13 protein-coding genes are annotated in these 18,246 nt (G+C 41.0%); 4 read left to right on the top strand and 9 right to left on the bottom strand.

The annotated features are described in order from the left end of the window. Window positions 1-12: 12 nt before the first annotated feature. The 6 genes from ACOOEY_RS13410 to ACOOEY_RS13385 all read right to left on the bottom strand — a co-directional run bounded on the left by ACOOEY_RS13410 (window position 13) and on the right by ACOOEY_RS13385 (window position 8,394). The gene (locus tag ACOOEY_RS13410; RefSeq protein ID WP_420385230.1) at window positions 13-546 is read right to left on the bottom strand and encodes a hypothetical protein; all 534 of its coding nucleotides are present in this window, start codon (window positions 544-546) and stop codon (window positions 13-15) included. Window positions 547-578: 32 nt separating this feature from the next. After that, window positions 579-1,388, bottom strand: coding sequence for an SDR family oxidoreductase (locus ACOOEY_RS13405; RefSeq protein ID WP_420385229.1), 810 nt, complete (start codon window positions 1,386-1,388; stop codon window positions 579-581). Window positions 1,389-1,414: 26 nt separating this feature from the next. Beyond that, the gene (locus ACOOEY_RS13400; RefSeq protein WP_420385228.1) at window positions 1,415-3,004 is read right to left on the bottom strand and encodes a SulP family inorganic anion transporter; all 1,590 of its coding nucleotides are present in this window, start codon (window positions 3,002-3,004) and stop codon (window positions 1,415-1,417) included. A 153-nt stretch (window positions 3,005-3,157) separates the two neighbouring features. Next, window positions 3,158-3,952 (bottom strand): hypothetical protein, encoded by a 795-nt coding sequence (locus ACOOEY_RS13395; RefSeq protein WP_420385227.1) that lies wholly within the window; start codon window positions 3,950-3,952, stop codon window positions 3,158-3,160. A 23-nt stretch (window positions 3,953-3,975) separates the two neighbouring features. Then, window positions 3,976-5,406 (bottom strand): RagB/SusD family nutrient uptake outer membrane protein, encoded by a 1,431-nt coding sequence (locus ACOOEY_RS13390; RefSeq protein WP_420385226.1) that lies wholly within the window; start codon window positions 5,404-5,406, stop codon window positions 3,976-3,978. Window positions 5,407-5,418: 12 nt separating this feature from the next. After that, entirely contained in the window at window positions 5,419-8,394 is a 2,976-nt protein-coding gene (locus tag ACOOEY_RS13385) for a SusC/RagA family TonB-linked outer membrane protein (RefSeq protein ID WP_420385225.1), read from the bottom strand. Window positions 8,395-8,666: 272 nt separating this feature from the next. Here ACOOEY_RS13385 and rlmD point away from each other — a divergent pair, with 272 nt between their 5' ends. Continuing rightward, window positions 8,667-10,073 (top strand): 23S rRNA (uracil(1939)-C(5))-methyltransferase RlmD, encoded by a 1,407-nt coding sequence (rlmD, locus tag ACOOEY_RS13380; RefSeq protein ID WP_420385224.1) that lies wholly within the window; start codon window positions 8,667-8,669, stop codon window positions 10,071-10,073. Window positions 10,074-10,170: 97 nt separating this feature from the next. Here rlmD and ACOOEY_RS13375 read toward each other — a convergent pair whose 3' ends face one another. Then, a complete protein-coding gene (locus ACOOEY_RS13375) occupies window positions 10,171-10,398 on the bottom strand; it encodes a phage integrase N-terminal SAM-like domain-containing protein (RefSeq protein WP_420385223.1) in 228 nt (75 codons plus the stop codon). Between the two features lie 97 nt (window positions 10,399-10,495). On the opposite strand from ACOOEY_RS13375, the gene ACOOEY_RS13370 reads away from it, so the two are divergent. Further along, on the top strand, window positions 10,496-13,009 hold the full coding sequence (locus tag ACOOEY_RS13370) for an HD domain-containing protein (RefSeq protein WP_420385222.1): 2,514 nt from the start codon (window positions 10,496-10,498) through the stop codon (window positions 13,007-13,009). Window positions 13,010-13,449: 440 nt separating this feature from the next. Here the strand turns inward: ACOOEY_RS13370 and ACOOEY_RS13365 are convergent, their stop codons facing one another. Both ACOOEY_RS13365 and ACOOEY_RS13360 read right to left on the bottom strand, forming a co-directional pair. Further along, window positions 13,450-14,349, bottom strand: coding sequence for a hypothetical protein (locus ACOOEY_RS13365; protein ID WP_420385221.1), 900 nt, complete (start codon window positions 14,347-14,349; stop codon window positions 13,450-13,452). 36 nt (window positions 14,350-14,385) lie between these two features. After that, window positions 14,386-15,606 (bottom strand): serine hydrolase domain-containing protein, encoded by a 1,221-nt coding sequence (locus ACOOEY_RS13360; protein ID WP_420385220.1) that lies wholly within the window; start codon window positions 15,604-15,606, stop codon window positions 14,386-14,388. A gap of 180 nt (window positions 15,607-15,786) precedes the next feature. Here ACOOEY_RS13360 and ACOOEY_RS13355 point away from each other — a divergent pair, with 180 nt between their 5' ends. Then, the gene (locus ACOOEY_RS13355) at window positions 15,787-17,472 is read left to right on the top strand and encodes a histidine kinase (protein WP_420385219.1); all 1,686 of its coding nucleotides are present in this window, start codon (window positions 15,787-15,789) and stop codon (window positions 17,470-17,472) included. 4 nt (window positions 17,473-17,476) lie between these two features. Beyond that, window positions 17,477-18,175, top strand: a complete 699-nt coding sequence (locus ACOOEY_RS13350; protein WP_420385218.1) for a LytR/AlgR family response regulator transcription factor — start codon at window positions 17,477-17,479, stop codon at window positions 18,173-18,175. Window positions 18,176-18,246: the final 71 nt, after the last annotated feature.

Genomic DNA, 18,246 nt, shown 5'->3' with positions numbered 1-18,246 from the left:
GAAATCAACTAGTTAGGGCACCCAGTTCTCTACCGCAGTTCTTAACTTCAATTCCTCAGTGTTTGTTGAAATATAGAACTCATGATTATGTATTCGATTTTCACTGCTAAACTGGATAAAATTTCTTCCTCCAGTCTTATAGCTTCGCTTTCCATATACAGGTTTACCATCGTTTTCATTCAATGATAAATGAAAAGCTTTAATACTGCTCCAAGAAAATTGCTCTCCTTTAATATTCACGCCATCTTTCGAAATAATAATCTTACCTTTTCGATAGTCGTAATACCCAATAATAAATGAAAATATAAGTAATAAAATTCCCACAAATCCGATTACTAAACCGAAACCAATAGGTAGTCCAAGATAATCCAATATGCTGATAGATTCAGTACCAGCACTTCTACTACTAACATTCAACAATACAAATACAAAACCTACCCAATACCCAATCATTGATAAAAAATGCCTTCTCCTCCACTCTTTAGAATCACATAGATTAGAGATAAAAGCATATTCATTTAGATTGTCATTATTAAATGGATTCATATTGGAAACCTACTACCCAATTTACAAATCAACTACTTCCCAAAGGGAGAATCAGGTTCTTTCGCGAAAACATTGAAGACAATCTTGTCCATTCGTCCCGGCATCCATTTGTTGAGGAATACTGCAAGTTTGCCTTGTGTAGTGAACACAATATCTCTTTTGCGCCTTTGAATGGCTTTGATAATACCGTCAGCCACTTCTTCGGCTGTCATCATTTTACCTTCATCGCGAGGAGATTCACCCTGAGATGTACCATTAGCAGTCAGGGCGGCATTGCGGATATTGGTTCCGGTAAAACCGGGGCAGGCTACCAGAACGTGTACACCTCTATGCATCACCTCGGTCCGTAGCGACTCGAAGAAACCATTCATGGCATACTTCGAAGCTGTATAAGCGGTTCTGGCTGGGGTTCCACGATATCCATTAATGGATGATATACCTACGATCGAGCCTTTGGATTTGAGGATATACGGCAAGGCATATTTGGTCGCATATAAAGTCCCATAGAAATTGATATCCATCACCTTTTTAAAGACATCGAGTTCAATCTCTTCGAACAGTGCCCGCATACTGATACCAGCATTGTTGATGAGGATATCGAGACCTCCAAAGACTTTGACAGTCTCTTCAATCAGGTGCTTATTGTCTGCTTCTGATGCCACATCGAGCTTTAGGCAAAGGTTTGGTGCTTGGAGTTGGTCGAGTTCTTCTGCTACTTCATTGAGCCTGGCCTCGTTCCTTCCGGTGATGACCACTTTGCTACCCATTTTGGCAAATGTGATAGCCAGTGCCTTTCCTATTCCTGATGATCCACCAGTGATGATGACTACTTTGTCTTTCATTTTTTAAAGATAAAGCAATCGTCAGATTAAGCCTCTGCAGACTTATATTTATTGAAGTTGTCGATCGCCACAAAGTAATCCGGATCTTCAAGAACGTTCACATCGCAAATCTCTTCTGCCTTTTTTATCAGTCTTAAGCAATCTTTACTAAGATGCCGTAGGTGAATAGTCTTTCCCTCTCTTTGATATCGTTCAGCCAATTTATTGATCGCCTCGATAGCAGACTGATCCATGATCCTGGACTCTTTAAAATCAATAATAACTTCATTAGGGTCTCCCTCTAAATCAAACTTTGTATTAAAAAGACTTACAGAACCGAAGAAAAGAGGTCCAAAGATTTCGTAATGTTTAATACCATGATCATCAAGAAATTTTCTAGCCCTAATTCTCAAAGCATTTTGCCATGCGAATACTAAAGCTGAGACAATAACCCCGATTAAAACTGCCTTTGCAAGATCAAGAAATACAGTGAGCACCGTTACAAGTAAAATAACCACTACATCTGTAATTGGCACTTTATTGACAATCTTGAAGGTACTCCAGGCAAAGGTTCCAATCACCACCATAAACATTACGCCTACCAACGCGGCAATGGGCACCATTTCTATATATTCTGAGCCAAAGAGGATAAAGGCTAACAGGGCCACAGCCGCTACTACTCCAGACAGTCTTCCTCTTCCTCCAGACTTCACATTAATAATACTCTGACCAATCATAGCACAACCTCCCATTCCTCCAAAAAATCCGTTGGTGAGATTCGCCAGTCCCTGAGCAATACATTCTCTGTTACCGCTGCCTCTGGTTTCGGTGAGCTCATCCAATAGGTTGAGGGTCATCAAAGACTCAATCAAACCAATAGCAGCCAGAATAAAGGCATAGGGAAATATAAACTCCAGCGTCTCCCAGTTCAGCGATATCAAAGGCACATTAAATGATGGTAGCCCTGCCTTGATGCCATCACCGCCACCATCCTGTATAAAACTCTTTACCGTGGCGGTTTCTACACCGCCAAAAATAACAATGGCTGACACCACCAAAATAGCTACTAAAGCAGCCGGTATCCCTTTGTTAATTCTAGGTAAGATGATCATAATGGCCATGGTAAGCAGTACCAGACCTAGCATAACGAACAAATCAGCTCCTGCCAACCATTCTCCTCCCGACTTAAACATGCCCAACTGAGACATGAAAATCACAATAGCCAAACCATTCACGAAACCCATCATAACTGGGTGCGGCACCATTCTGATGAACTTACCAAGTTTGAGAAAACCTGCAGCCATTTGAATGATCCCCGTCAGAATAAGAGTGGCGAAAAGGAATTGTAAGCCAAAACCTTCTCCCATCTGTTCACCCTCAGACACCAAGTCTACCATTACTACTGCGAGGGCACCTGTAGCTCCTGAAATCATTCCGGGCCTTCCTCCAAAAATAGAAGTAATCAATCCCATCATAAAGGCTCCGTAGAGGCCAATAATAGGAGAAATTCCTGCTACAAAGGCAAAAGCCACAGCTTCGGGAACCAGGGCCAAAGCCACGGTTAATCCTGAGAAAATATCGCTTTTGGCACTAACTCTGTTTTTATCAATAATGGAAAAGGCTTCTCTGAAAGTCATGCTTTTAGAATTAAGCCCGCAAAGGTAGGACTTCTGCTTAGAATGACATGCCTGAGTGCTAAGACTTTATGAAAACGATTGGCTCATCCGAACTATTGGCAAAAAAAAGAGCCTCCAAAATGAAGGCTCCTTTTTTCTATTACTATCTATCTACTAATTCGGTGTAATAATGGTTTGACCCGTCCAGAACACTGAACCATCGGCCCTAAAGAAGGTATAGTCCAGATTAATCGTCTGTGTGGTCTCATCGTATGTACCTTCGGCCTCATATTCATAGGCCGTTGCACAGCAGTCATACAGACCTTTTGGTGCCTCTATGGTTCCATTTGAAGCTCCCTCTGTCGATGGAGTCAGGTAGAAAGTAATCGGTGCGGAAGCTCCACCACCAATCAAGTCTCCTTCAATTACCAATACATCACAATCACCATTGCTGTTGGCACTACCAACACCAGGGTTTGTACTAAACCCAACATCCACCATGGTAAGGTTGCCCCACCAGATGTTAGATTTAGAAGGGCAGTCATCATTTACAATGTTTACTTCTGCTGATTCATTGACCTGTACCCCTATGTCATTACTAACGGAGGTTATGGTAAAAGTCACCTTTCTGGCTTCTGTTTCAAAGTCAGTATTATCGATTGGCTCGATCATAATCGGCACTTCAAACTGACCAGCAGGAATAGTTACAGGGCTTGTAGTAAGGACATTGTAATCCTGACCAGCCACTGCACCTTCAGCATTCACTTCAAAAGAAACCTGTACATCAAAGTCTCTTTTCTGCGAGATCTGCACAACGGCTCCTACCGGAGCACCAGCATTCTCACTCAATGAAATGGATGACTGAGTAAACGAAACGAAGTGAGGTCCATCGAACAAGAAGTCTTGTTCCTCACATCCTGAGAAGCCGATTACTCCGGCCATCAGGATACCGACAAATATTTTCTTCATTAAATTTTTCATCGCGTTTCTTTTTAATAGTTAGGGTTTTGCTGATCCGCTATGCTTGGATTGGCGTCAATTTCATCTTGTGGAATTGGCCAAACAAACCTGAAGTTACCTGCCGGAATAGACTGAGTTACAGCAGGAGCAGCAAAGTCTGGTCCTCTGTTAATTCCATCGCCATATCTTCTTACATCAAACCAGCGATGTCCTTCCATAAACAACTCTTTACGTCTTTCTACCTTAATAGCGTTCATTAAGGCAGCTCCCGTAAGGTTTTCATTTACATATCCATCGATTCTGGCAGCGCGCAAAGTATTCAGGTCGGCAGACGCTTCTGTATTCATATTCTGATTAGCATAAGCCTCCGCTCTGATCAGATACATTTCGCTAAGTCTCAAAGCTTTGAAGCTTAAGAAACCATCGTTTGACTCATATTTGCTAGGGATGATAGCTCCTCCTCTTCTGGAGTCAGCTCTAACGTATGCACCGTAACGAGCATCATCAGATGGTGTAGCACCGAACAGGTCTAACCAAAGGGTTGAAGGCCTGAATGCTACCCTGTTATTAGGCACGAAGTAAATTGGTGAACCAATTCTTGAATCCTGACCGAAAGTGAAAGCAATTTCGAAAACCACTTCTGAGTCTACAGAAGATCCATCCACTTTTTCCTGAGTCCAGACAAGACCATAGTTAGCTCTGGAAACCAACCCGGTTCTTGAGCTATTAATTACTTGTGTTGCATAGTTCACTGCATCTGAATCCAGACCGGCATACAATGAAATTCTTGCCAGTAAAGCCTGAGCAGCCAACTTACTAAAGAAGGTGGTCGGAATATCTGCATCGGCAATATCCATGTTATCATAGAGACCTAAGGCATCATTCAAATCAGCAAAGATTTGATCATAAGTGGCCTGAACAGTGGCTCTGTCCGGTAAACTGATCTCAATGTCTGTCTTAACAGGAACACCAAGTTCTGTAGAGTTTCTGTCGTAAGACTGTCCGAAAGCTCTCAACAAATCAAAGTGAGCATAGGCTCTTAGGGCCAATGCCTGGGCTTTCAATCTGTTCTTTCTTCCGGCTACATCTTCCTCCACATCATCGATTCCATTAATTACCGTATTGGCTCTCAGAATCACCTGATACATTCTTAACCAGGCACCAGAAATGGTACCGTTAGCCGATGTATAAATCCAGTCGGTCATATTTCGACTGTTACCTAGTGACTCTGGTGTTTCATACAGGTCTTCACCCATCATATCCATCAGAGAGCCATAGGTTGAACCATAATAGGCATTCGCCCTCATGGCTGAAAGAATACCGATTGTGGCTCCTTCGTAATCTTCTATGTCAACCAAACCGTTGGAAATCTCTTCCTGATATTGCGGTTCAATGTCAACAAAGTCCTGGCAGGCTGTTGAAACAAACAACAGTGCTGCTATAAATAATATATGCTTTCTCATTGTCCTCATAATTTAAAATCCAACATTCAGACCCACAGTGTATGTTCTAAGAGCCGGATACACCGCACCTACAAAGGCACCGTTCGCTGTCTCAGGATCGGCTCCGGTGAACTTGGTTGAAGTCCACAGGTTTTGACCCTGCACATAAATTCTAACCGTTTTTAAGCTCCAGTTCTGAACCAATGCACTTGGCAGGTTGTAGCCTACGGTTACGTTTCTCAATCTGAGATAAGAACCATCTTCGATATATCTGGTAGTGGCCGATTGGAAAGGACTGGTTGTTAAACCATTCACTGTTTGAATTCTTGGAACATCAGTGATTTGTCCAGGAGTCTGCCATGCATTCAGCAATGAAGCTGCCATACCATCAACAAAATAGGTTGGGTTTTCAATGTTGGTTCTCTCGTTGTTATACACTTCGTTACCATAAACCCAGTTAAAGAAGGCTGAAACTGAGAAGCCTTTGTAACGGAAAGTGTTGGTGAATCCACCAAAGTAAGGTGCCTGTCTTGGCTTACCTACTCTTCTATCGTCCGGATCATATTGGTTTGTGATATTGCCATCAATATCCAGATACAAGGCGTCACCATTGGCAGGATTTACACCTACATAAGGCACTACGAAAGTACTGTTGATAGGCTCTCCTTCTCTGATGATGCTGGTACCACCGATGATATCCTGACCATCGGCTAATTTCACCACTTCATTCCTGATATAAGAGAAGTTGGCCTGAGTTTCCCAGGTGAAATCACCTGACTGAATATTGGTTGTCTTAATCGCAATCTCCACCCCTGAGTTTCTGATCTGTCCAACGTTTTGCAGTTGAGAAGTGAAACCGGTCGTTCTTGAAAGCTGAGCACTCATTAACAGGTCTTTGGTATCATCAATAAAGTAATCGACACTACCACTGATTCTATTGGCAAGAATACCGAAGTCAATACCTACGTTGAATGATTGCTTAGTCTCCCATTTCAGGTTCGGGTTAGGCACATTAGCTAAAGTCTTACCTGGCAGGCCGTCATAAGGGTTACCAGTAAAGGTATTTACCAAAGCAATGTACCCGAAGTCACCAATATTCTGGTTACCTGCTGTACCGAAAGAAGCACGAAGCTTCAGGTTATCGATGGTAGAATTGCCGCTTAGGAAGTCCTCATCAGACACTGACCATGAACCACCAATAGAATAGAAGGTAGCGAACTTGTTGTTATCTCCGAATCTTGATGAGCCATCTCTTCTTACAGAGGCACTAAGGAAATACTTATCCTTAAATCCATAATCAGCCAACATGAAGAATGAAGCCAATGAACTCTGTACTCCATTACCTCCTACCGTAGGAATAAATCCGTTGGTGTTGGTACCGGCTGTAATTGAGTTTTCATTTTCCAATCTCCCTACAAGGCCGAAACCTGTAAAGTTGAATGAACTGAAATCGGTGTAGTTGATCTCCTGATAGAGACCTACGTTCAATTCATGATCATCACCGAAAGTAGTCTCATAGTTCAATGAGTTAGTCCCTACAAAAGAGGCAGTTCTGCTGTTTCCTCTTCCAAGGCTACCCTGATTACCCGTACTTTGCTGGCCTGAGTAAGTAAGCGGATCGATAAAGGTTCTTGATTCAGCATCTCTGAAGTCTACACCCCAGTTGGTATTCAGCGACAGGCCAGGCATGAAAGGGAAATCATAACCCATGTTCACATTGGCCACAACTCTTACCGTGTTATTGGTTCTTGGATTTTCCAACAACTCCTGTACAGCATTCGGCTGACCTGTTCTGATTTGGGTATAATCGCCATTCGCGTCATATGGCGTCTCGTAAGGGTTAGCCCAATAAATGGCGTTCAATGGAGAACCAATGAATGCATCACCTTCTCTGGTGGTTTGCTGCTCGGTATAACCTAAAGAGAAGTTAGTACCGAAGTTGAAATTACCTGAGGTATTCTTCAGGTTGGCTCTCAGCGTATATCGGTCAAGACCTGTATTGATTACGTGCCCTTCCTGATTGAAATAGTTACCTGAGATATAATAAGTAGTGTTTTCATTACCTCCTGAAGCAGTGATCTCATGAGATTGGAGTTGACCAACTCTGAAGATCTCCTGTACCCAGTCAGTATCCACATTTCTCAATTGGTTGAGTACTTCAGTAGAAAGACCATCCAATGGACCTCCTCCGGTGAGCAATTCAAAATCTACCTTTTCTCTACCATTCATTACGGGAAGGAAGTCATCTCTCGTCAGCTGCTTATTCCAGCCATATTGGTAGCTGTAAGTGAAAGCAGTTGTTCCCGGCTTACCTTTCTTAGTGGTGATCACCACTACCCCGTTAGCCCCTCTTGAACCATACATGGCAGTAGCCGAAGCATCTTTCAGGATACTGGTAGATTCAAAATCATTAGGATTCATTGAAGCAAACTGAGCAGCAGAAACAGGCACACCATCCACCACAAATAGTGGCGTTGTGTTGGAACTGATACTGTTGACTCCACGGATAGTAATGGCTGCAGCACTACCTGGCTGACCACTGCTACTTTGTACCAACAGCCCCGGAGCCTGTCCTTGCAGAATTTGCTCGAAGTTAGACATGGGAACATCCTTGACAGATTCTGAAGTAACCTGTGCAGCTGAACCGGCAAACTTCTTCTTGTCATACTCACCATATCCCGTTACTACTACCTCCCCCAAGGACTCTATGTCTGGAACCAAGACTACATTGATAACAGTCTTGTCTCCAACCGTAACTTCCTGAGTGACATAACCCAAATACCTGAATACCAAAACGGCATCGCCTGATGGTACAGTGAGACGGTAATTACCTTCCAGGTCGGTTGGAATACCATTGTTTGTTCCTTTGACAAACACGGACACCTGCGGAAGCGGTAGTCCGTCATCAGATCCGGTCACCTTTCCTGTGATGACCCTATTTTGCGCGGCTAAAGTCGATGCATAGAATAGCATGACTACCACGCTTAAGCATGATAAAATTTTCCTCATAACAGATTAGTTTTTAAATGTAAATGCGCCCTCAACAGACAGGGCTATATTAGATAGTAGATAGTCGGGATGAACGTAGGCCTTAGTCCATTTCGTTAATAAGACAATCAAAGTTCACAATTCCCCTTAATTTAAACATGTCGAAAGTTGTTATTTTTTGCACTTTTCTAGCTCAACAAGTGAGTTTCAAAGACTTATAAACCCAATAAAAATCTACCTAAAGGGTAAATTCGGAGCGATTATTTAATATTCAAATCAATTACCTTTGCCCCATGGCAAAATACAGGGGTAAAAGGAAAGTGCTGGAAAGTATAGTGGTTGAAGGCATCGCTGCCGAGGGTAAATGTATCGCCCGGGTAGACGATCAGGTGGTCTTTATTGAGAAGGCCGCTCCGGGTGATGTGGTTGATGTACTGATCACCAGAAAGAAGCCCAACTTTATGGAGGGAACCCCTGTGAAATTCCATTCTTATTCGAAGGATAGGGTTGAACCATTCTGCGAGCATTTTGGCACTTGCGGTGGATGTAAATGGCAGCATATTCCTTACGAGCTGCAACTGAAATACAAGCATCAACAAGTGGTAGATAACCTGGAAAGAATTGCCAAGGTGGAGTTACCGGAAATCACGCCCATTCTGGGTTCAACTCATACCAAACACTATCGCAACAAGCTGGAATATACCTTTACCAATTGGAAGTGGTTGACACAGTCTGAAATTGAAAGCGGAGAAGAGATTGACCGCAGAGCCTTAGGCTTTCATATTCCTGGCAGATTTGACAAAATATTACAGATCAGGAATTGTTACCATCAGCCCGATCCCTCCAATGCTATTCGACTCGCCACGGAAGCCTTCTGTAAAGAGAATGACATCCCCTTTTATGATCTGGTCAAGAAAACAGGCAATGTCAGGAACCTGATCATCCGAAACTCAGTGAAAGATGAGTGGATGGTGATTGTACAATTTGCCTATGAGGATGATAAAAACCAGTTGCTGCTTGAGTTTCTGAAATCTGAGTTTCCTCAGATCACTTCGCTGCAATATGTGATCAATGACAAACCCAATGAAACCTTCCATGATTTACCGGTTGTAGTTTATCATGGCCTGCCTTATATCACAGAAGTGATGGAGGGTATTGAGTTCAGGGTAGGACCAAAATCGTTCTACCAGACCAATGCTGAGCAGGCTTATGAGCTCTACAAAGTAGCCCGGGTATTTGCAGGGCTTACAGGGAATGAAGTAGTATATGACCTTTATACCGGCACGGGAACCATAGCCAACTTTGTGGCCAATTCGGCAAAACAGGTGGTTGGAATCGAGTATGTTGAGGCAGCCATTGAGGATGCTAAAGTGAACTCCGAAATCAATAACATTACCAATACACTCTTCTATGCCGGAGATATGAAAGACATGCTTAACGATGAGTTTATGTCGAATCATGACAGACCCGATGTAATCATTACTGATCCTCCGAGAGCAGGTATGCATCAGGATGTAGTGGACATGCTGCTGAAAATTGAGGCTAAGAAAATCGTTTATGTCAGCTGCAATCCTGCTACCCAAGCCCGGGATTTATCTCTCCTTGATGCCAAATATAAAGTAACCCGAGTACAGCCGGTAGATATGTTCCCTCAGACTCATCATGTGGAATGCGTCTGCTTGTTAGAGTTAGTAGGCTGAACGGCTAGAATTTGGCCACAACACTATATCTGAAAATCATCGAAAGGGCTTTGTACTAAAAGCAGGCTCTGTTCTGCTACATGCGTATAAATCATAGTTATTTTAATACTGTTGTGTCCACCTCCAGAAAGTATAGTCTCAAAGCATTAACCAATTGCTTTTGAGCCGACCTTGAGACTTTCTTATTGTGGATTTGATTATACACATAACTATGGAGATCGGTTTCAGAGAGTTCTATTATGGGTTGGTTAAGATCACCTTCAACTTTTTTGATAAACGAACAATATATAGCTATGGTATTATCACTATAGCGTTTAACCTCCATATTAGATGGTTAAAAAGTATTATTTAGCTAAGTTGTTTATATATAAACGTTGCCTGCCATTTGGACGACACAACATGCGCTAATCAATTGAAATAGAATGAACATTGACACAGACTTCAAAATGGACGACTTGACACTTATCAAACACTTGAAAAGTATTGACAGTCCTTTTCTTCCTAAGATTCAAGAAGTCTATGAACAAGTCAAAGACATTTTAAATAGTAGGGTGCAACATGTTTTCCCACACTACACACTTCACAACACGGGACACTCTTTCAGGATAATGGAGTATATGAGCAAGTTGGTTGGCGACATCGCCACGCTAAGCGAACTTGAAATTACTCTAATGATTTATTCTGCTCTCCTTCATGACATCGGAATGGCAGTAAGTGAAGAAGATATAAATTCTATAAAGGCAGATTCATTTCCCTTCTGCGAAGTGAAGTTTTCAGCAATGAAAAAAATCATGGGAGGCAATGAAGTATTGGCATTACAGGAATATGTAAGGAGAATCCATGCTTCTTTGTCTGGCAGATATATTCGTGAAAATTTAAAAGACAAATTAGTAATCCCAAAGCTGACCTCACTTGATTTTACCAAAGAACTTGCTTTAATCTGCGAAGCCCATACAGAGGATTATGACTGGATAAAAGCCAATTTGAGGACAAATGAAGTTAGGGGCGACTATTCATTTAATCCGCAGTTCATTGCCGCTATACTTCGTTTGGCAGACATTCTTGACATTGACGGAAACCGAACGCCTTACAATTTATACAAACTGATTTCTCCGAAAGGAGTAAGCGATGAAGAATGGAAACAACATTTCGTAATCTCCAACAATGAGAAAATAGTCATCAACGAAAAAACACAACAGAAAAAAGTTGTCTTTCATGGCAAGGCAACTAATGCAAGTATACACAGAAAAATCCTTGTCTATATTGGCTGGGTAAAAAATGAATTAACTAATGCTACCGCATTAGTTAATGGTATGCCAGCTCAATATAATTTGGTTTATGACACTATTCCCGAAGTCAATATTCAGACAGAAGGTTACACCTTTTCAGATTACAAAATGACTTTGGAGTTCAGGGCAATAAGCTCTTTGCTCATGGGAGAGAAAATTTACGGTAGTAAATCATTAGGGCTCAGAGAACTCATTCAAAACTCTCTTGACTCTTGTAGGATAAGACAAGAAACAGAGGAACAAAAGAAGGAGTTTGGACAAGATGCCTATCAGCCGAAAATCAAAGTCATTTTAGACCAAGAGAGAAATTTAGCCGTAATCAAGGATAACGGTACAGGCATGTCAATGGACATAATCAAGAAGCATTTCTTGAACATTGGTGTTTCCTATTACAACTCTACAGACTTCTTGCTAAAAGATTTTGACTACAAGCCAATCGGAAACTTTGGAATTGGTTTTCTTTCGTGTTTTATGTTGTCTGATGAAGTGAAAGTTTTAACCAGACATTATAAGTCAAAACATAAATACCTGGTTGAACTTGAAAAGGGAAATGAGTGGACATCATTAACAGAAACAGAAGATGTAGAATTTGACGGCACAGAGGTTATTTTAAATTACACAAACTTCATTGAGGTTTTTGATAACAAGCCGCAAAACGTAAAAGCATTTTTAGACAGTTACTTTCTTACAGACGGAATTGACTTCGAATTGATAGACAAGTCCGCAAAGCAAATTGCTAAGATTAACAATCCTATTATTCTATCAACTCCTCTCGCCAAAGGGATTGTAAAAATTGAACTTCAAGACTATCTCAAGGACATTGAAGGTTATGCTTTGATTAAAAACAAAAGTGCCTTTATTAAAAAGTTTGAGGAAATTGATTTTCCAGGAACTCTTTACCGTTATAATGACGAAGAAGGATTTTTAGAAGTTGATGATTTTTCCATGCTCAACATTGACGATTATATTAACGAGAAAGAGATAAAGTACCTTTCAATTCCTTTGGTAGAATCCCAATCAGAGGACGACTTTATTAGCGGAATGAAATTTACAAATGATGACGTTGACGAAGTAATTGAAAAAATGGATAGAGAACTAACTTGGATTTCTGTCATTGTTCCGAAGGAGTATCAAGGTTCTCTTTCTAATGAAACCCTCAACAGGAACGAAAGCATTTTTGACAAGTTCGGATTTGAGCAGTTAGAGGAAATCGGACATTCAGAATCTTGCACTACAAAGGTGTTTGTAAAAACAATCACACTCTTTGAGGGAAGGAAGAATGATTTGTATTTACCTTTTGACAAAACAGACCGTGACAGCAGTTTTTATTGGTGGAGGACACCCGAAAAAAGAAAAGAACTTTTTATGCGAAGTGTGCTTATAAAGGATTTCCGTTTCAACATCCCTGTTTCAGCTTCAATTTTTGAGACAAATATTATTATATCTAATATCAATTCCAGAAAATTCATTCCAGATATTTCAAGGAACAATGTTGACCCCAAAGCAAAGGACTTAATAAACTACATGATTGGGAAAGCTATTCATATTGGTGCTTGTAATGTATTGACATTGGGAACTGATGAGAAGACAACTCTCCAAAACTTTATCAAGACCTTTTATGAGCAACAGACTGACTTTGAAAAATAAAACGGCAGGTAACATCGGCTAAGAAAACATGCGTGCTGACATAGTAAAATGAACATTTTAACACATAACAAAACTCAGTTCTCGGCTGATAAATACGTATTCCAAAACCCGCACGTTTCTTAGCCAAACCGTTGGCCTGTCAATATTCATTGAGTATATGTACTCCTTATTTCTCATCCATTCCTTTTTTTTCAAAAGATGAGAAGCATTTCCCATTTATTTCCCAACTGAGTTGAGAAAACACTGAGAAACGTACATGGCTTTGTCTGAAACTTGTCCACGCACTAGCCTCCAGCGTTAAAAAAACCTCTTAAGGCCTCTAATGAGCGTTTTTCAGCCAAACAAACATATCATATGGAGAACGTGGTTTTGTTGGAGTTGAAAGAATAGAAAAGGGGGACAATAATGTTTTCGTTACTTACTTATATGAACACATAAAGTCACCTGGTTCTAAGGTCCTCGATAACCTTAATATCCACCCAGTAAGGTTTTCCAACCCAATAGGTACTTCCATCTTCCCTCTCCTTCCATTCTCCTCTCGAAAAAAACAGATATTGCCCGTCAGGAGATACACTAACACCACTTTCATTGAGCTCTGTGTTGATCTGGTTTCCCATGTTCATCGCTGGTAACCAGGAGCCATCTTGTGCCCGAAAACTGATATAAATATCAGAACCGCCATATCCATCATTTCTTCGAACATCCCACATTAAGTAAGATTCATCCGGAGCTATATGGGGATGAGCAATCCATGATCCGGTATTGATTTCCTCTCCCATTTTTTGCCTTGGCCCATACTTACCGTCTCTGAAGAGAGAATAGCTGATTGCACCGACAGTATCAGGCCGTTCAAACTCATCGAAAAAGAAAGTCCCTCTATCGGAAACAGATATTCCCATGATAAGCTTATCAGTAAAGGGTGGGCCCATACTCTTTAGTTCGGACCAGCCTGTCGCGGTTCGATCTCTGTATTTATTTCCTCTGTATATAACATTACCATCCTTTGAATAACTTGGATAGTGTATATGGGTCTCAGACTCCTTGCCCCACCTGTTATTTTCATATCGTATGACAAAAAATGTTCGCTCTTTATACTTACCATTTTTTCTGGTGAAGTAATATTCTCTCATGTTAGGTGAATATCTGCCTCCCTCAAAAAGACCATCAGGAGAAAGAATTTCTGGAGCGAAAAGTTTGGGTACCAGACCAGGAGGTTCTGCACCGAAATAGCGATCTGTCAGAACAGGGTAATCTTGATTCCCTCTATCATTCTCCTGAGCAAAACTGGTATTCAGAGATAAGACAAATACCAGTATACAGATATTATTAATTGTTTTCATATGTCCTTCTATGCTGCACCTTTTTCCTACTAAGACTTAATTGGCAAAAGCCGGAATAACCCTTTCTGCTACCAACTGTAAGACACTAATTTCCAAATGATGCACCGTGGTAACCACAATCAAATCAAGCTCATCAATTAAAACGATATATTGCCCGCTACCCCCTTGGGCAGATGTACTGAAGTAGCTCCTATTATTAGCTTTTAAGTCTGCCTGCCACCAGTAATAGCCATAACCGATATTGGAAACACTCCCATAGTCAGAGAAATTTTCATCATCAGCCTGAAGCACAATTCTATTCACCGCTTTGTCAATAAATGCTTCGGGTACCAACTGCTCACCATTCCACTTGCCTTTGTTGGTAGTTAATAAGCCCCACTTGGCCATATCACGAGATGTCATACTTGTGAGCCAACCTGCTTCCGGCACCCCGCTAACATTTAGCTGCCAATTATATCTTGTAATACCCAGTTTATCGAGGAGTTCTTCCTTAATAAATTCCTCTGCCGAACCGGGAACCACAGCATCAATAACCTGCATTATCAGTATTGGATCATCCTGATACTTAAAACTCTGAGATGCGGAGGTAATAGGCTCTGTATTTTCGAGGTAGGTCTGCACCAACCCTTGCCCCTTTAACTGATTTGGGTTCTTCTCGAACTCTTCCTTTTGCTGACTGGTCAGTCGCATACCAGAGCGCATAGTCAATGCATCGTGTAGCGTAATTCTTTCTGCACCATCAACAAGTTTGGTCAGGTCCAGATCTTTAAGAAAGCTAATCAACGGCTTGTCAAGGTCCTCCATGGTGAGATACCCGAGCTGAATAGCACGACCGAGAATGAGGGAAGTGTAGGCTTTAGTCGCAGATGCTTGTGGATGAGGTAAATCGATACGACCCCGCAAATAATAGGACTCAAATACAAGTTTATCCTTGTGGAGAATCAGGAAGCTATCGAAGTTGCCATGTTGACCATCTGCAATCTCCTGGGCTAACTCGACAATCATCTCCTTTTTACCACCATCAACACCTAATTCACCTACCCAAATACCGTCCTTTCCATCCATGGGAGATACATCAATAAATGATTCTTTGAGATACGGAATATCACTGAATGAGAGTGTGCCTTCAGTCCCCGTAGCCTTCGGCACAAGATTTCGGCTGTTACCTTGCCCATAAATAGAGCTCTGGGTCAGACTAAGAATCAGTAGAACCATACTTGGGATATGAACCCTTCTTCCAAACTGTATTTTTTTCATGCTATTAAATTATATTCTCGTGGTTTCAATTGAATGCTCCCACTTCATACCTCAAACTTGTTCTGAGAGTTGTTGAATCGCATCGTTTAACTTGTCAACTGCTCTCTGCATCAATCAACTGCTCTAAACTGCATGAAGAAACTATGTAAGAATGGTTAGCTTGCCTTTAAATCCAATCAAGTGAAACGCAGACCTATAGTCTTCCTTCTTCTGGTTAATACACTACTACTTCTTGTTTCCTGTTCACAAGACCCAGAGAGATTCAAGACATATGAGACATTATACAAAGTTGGTGACCGACCACAGTGGGCTTTGAAAGACTGGAATGATGATGACTGGCAGAGGGGTAAGCCAGAATTAAATAACGGTCAAATATTCTGGTATAGGAAACAAATTGATGTTTTGGAATCACCAGAACCATTTCAGCCTTATGGCCTTCGATTAGAGGTCTATGGAGAGTATGAAGTCTTCTGGGATGGTGTTCTAATCAAGAAAAATGGAAATCCGGGACAGGAGGCAGAACTTCCTCCCGAAGGAAAACTATGGGTGACTTTCAGTATCCCAACTCACCTGACCACAAAAGGTGAGCATATGTTAGCTATCCGGTCAAGTCTTTTTCATTTTCCAGACCATGGCGGCATTTATGATTTAACCATTGACAGCTATGATAAGCTGTTGACTAATGCGTTCATTAAAACCTCTTACATGCATGTTTTTGCAGGGGCCTTTCTTATTATTTCATTCTATTACCTCTTTCTATTTTTCAATAGCAAGAGGGATTATTCTATGCTGATTTTCAGTGTTTGTTGTTTTCTGATTTTCGCCTTGGTAGTAATGGTTTTTAGCCAAGACTATTTCCCTATACATTATGGGCTCCATGTCGTAAGACTACAAATCATCAACTCCTTTTTGTTGGGTATTTCATTTCTGATTCCCTTGTATTTCTCTCGGCAGTTCCCTTTTTCCGGACGAAGACTAGTCCTTATTCTATATACACTAGTCCTCATTTATATATATGTTGTAAACCATAATGCCTTTGATTATGAAGCCATTAGTATGGTATTAAGCATGTGGTGTATTTCGTTTGGTATGGTAGCATATGGGGTTTATCAAAAGATCAGAGGTGCTCACCTTGTTCTTCTTACATTGTTACTGTCAGTAGTAATATTTCTAACTTCTGGTTTTAATACTAGTCTATACACTGGTTTAGGGCTTATACTATTGGGCATGTTGTATTTGCTATCAGTCAATATTAAAGCTCAGCGTCTGGCTTATGAATATTCACTTGTTCAATCAACCCGTCTGCAACTGGAACTGCTGAAAAAGAACCTTCAACCTCATTTTCTAATGAATACCCTGACCTCATTGATCGATTGGGTGGAAGAAGCACCAGAGAAAGGGGTATTGTTTATAGAGGCATTGGCAGAAGAGTTTGACCTTTTCAATCAGATCAAAGACCAAAAATTAATCGCTATTTCTAAAGAGATCTCCCTCTGCAGAACTCACATGGAGATTATGAAATACCGAAAAGAAATTAACTATTGCTGGCATGAAGAAGGAATAGACTATGAGCAACAAATACCTCCGGCAATTTTCCACACCCTATTGGAAAATGGCATAACGCACAGTCTGCCAATGGAAGACAATAGCATTAGTTTTAAGCTCATCTACGAATCCAACAATAATGGCAAGAGCTACACCTTTCTGACTTTTGCAAAGCTTGTAAGACAAACGAACCATATAAAGGAAGGTACCGGGTTAAAATATATAAAAGCCCGACTGACGGAAAGCTATGGTTCAAAATGGGACCTGATTTCAGAACCAACTGAGCATAGCTGGAAGAACGTTATCAAAATATATTCCTGAAGAAATGAGAGCTCTAATAGTTGAGGATGAGGCAAGAGTAGCCAGGAGAATTGAACGGATGACACGTGAACTTCTGACTAACAGGTTAAAATCACTTACTCATGTGGGTACCCTAAACGAGGCAAAAAAACTCATTAGCGATCACTCTTGGGACCTGGTCTTACTGGATTTAAACCTTAATGGCGACAATGGATTTGATCTGCTTACAACAGTGGTTTCCGAGTCTTTTCACACCATCATTATTTCTGCTTATAAGGATCAGGCTATTACAGCTTTTGAATACGGAGTATTAGATTTTGTCCATAAGCCTTTTAACAGAGACAGACTGAGTCAGGCCTTTAGCCGGTTAACTGCTAAGGAAAAAACAGAAACCAATGCAGTCAAGTATTTAGCCGTTAAGAAAAGGCATAGAATTCAACTTATCTCTATTGAAGACATTCGCTATATAAAAGGAGCCGGTACATATTCTGAACTGCTTCTGATGGATGGTACAAAAGAACTTCATGACAAATCCCTCGAAAAGCTGGAACAGCTTTTATCTTATTCCTTTGAACGAATTCATAAATCCTATCTGGTAAAAATGTCCGAGATGAAAGGGATAAGTGTAAGCTCTGGTAGTAAATATCGGGCAGTACTGAAAAATGAGGAATTAATTCCGATCGGAAGAACCAGATACAAAGACCTTAAGGAAAGGTGGGTTTGAGTTTTGAATGTATAGGATGTATGGTATTCTTCAATAGAAATAATATCAACGGACACGGTGGCCTAAATTTC

Source organism: Roseivirga sp. (assembly GCF_965216855.1).
Taxonomy (GTDB): domain Bacteria; phylum Bacteroidota; class Bacteroidia; order Cytophagales; family Cyclobacteriaceae; genus Roseivirga.
This window is presented reverse-complemented; position numbering and strand designations above follow the sequence as displayed.

Bases quoted from the DNA above. Each gene is read 5' to 3' on its own strand.
- ACOOEY_RS13410 (WP_420385230.1), bottom strand. From the start codon at position 546: ATGAATCCATTTAATAATGACAATCTAAATGAATATGCTTTTATCTCT.
- ACOOEY_RS13405 (WP_420385229.1), bottom strand. From the start codon at position 1,388: ATGAAAGACAAAGTAGTCATCATCACTGGTGGATCATCAGGAATAGGA.
- ACOOEY_RS13400 (WP_420385228.1), bottom strand. From the start codon at position 3,004: ATGACTTTCAGAGAAGCCTTTTCCATTATTGATAAAAACAGAGTTAGT.
- ACOOEY_RS13395 (WP_420385227.1), bottom strand. From the start codon at position 3,952: ATGAAGAAAATATTTGTCGGTATCCTGATGGCCGGAGTAATCGGCTTC.
- ACOOEY_RS13390 (WP_420385226.1), bottom strand. From the start codon at position 5,406: ATGAGAAAGCATATATTATTTATAGCAGCACTGTTGTTTGTTTCAACA.
- ACOOEY_RS13385 (WP_420385225.1), bottom strand. From the start codon at position 8,394: ATGAGGAAAATTTTATCATGCTTAAGCGTGGTAGTCATGCTATTCTAT.
- rlmD (WP_420385224.1), top strand. From the start codon at position 8,667: ATGGCAAAATACAGGGGTAAAAGGAAAGTGCTGGAAAGTATAGTGGTT.
- ACOOEY_RS13375 (WP_420385223.1), bottom strand. From the start codon at position 10,398: ATGGAGGTTAAACGCTATAGTGATAATACCATAGCTATATATTGTTCG.
- ACOOEY_RS13370 (WP_420385222.1), top strand. From the start codon at position 10,496: ATGAACATTGACACAGACTTCAAAATGGACGACTTGACACTTATCAAA.
- ACOOEY_RS13365 (WP_420385221.1), bottom strand. From the start codon at position 14,349: ATGAAAACAATTAATAATATCTGTATACTGGTATTTGTCTTATCTCTG.
- ACOOEY_RS13360 (WP_420385220.1), bottom strand. From the start codon at position 15,606: ATGAAAAAAATACAGTTTGGAAGAAGGGTTCATATCCCAAGTATGGTT.
- ACOOEY_RS13350 (WP_420385218.1), top strand. From the start codon at position 17,477: ATGAGAGCTCTAATAGTTGAGGATGAGGCAAGAGTAGCCAGGAGAATT.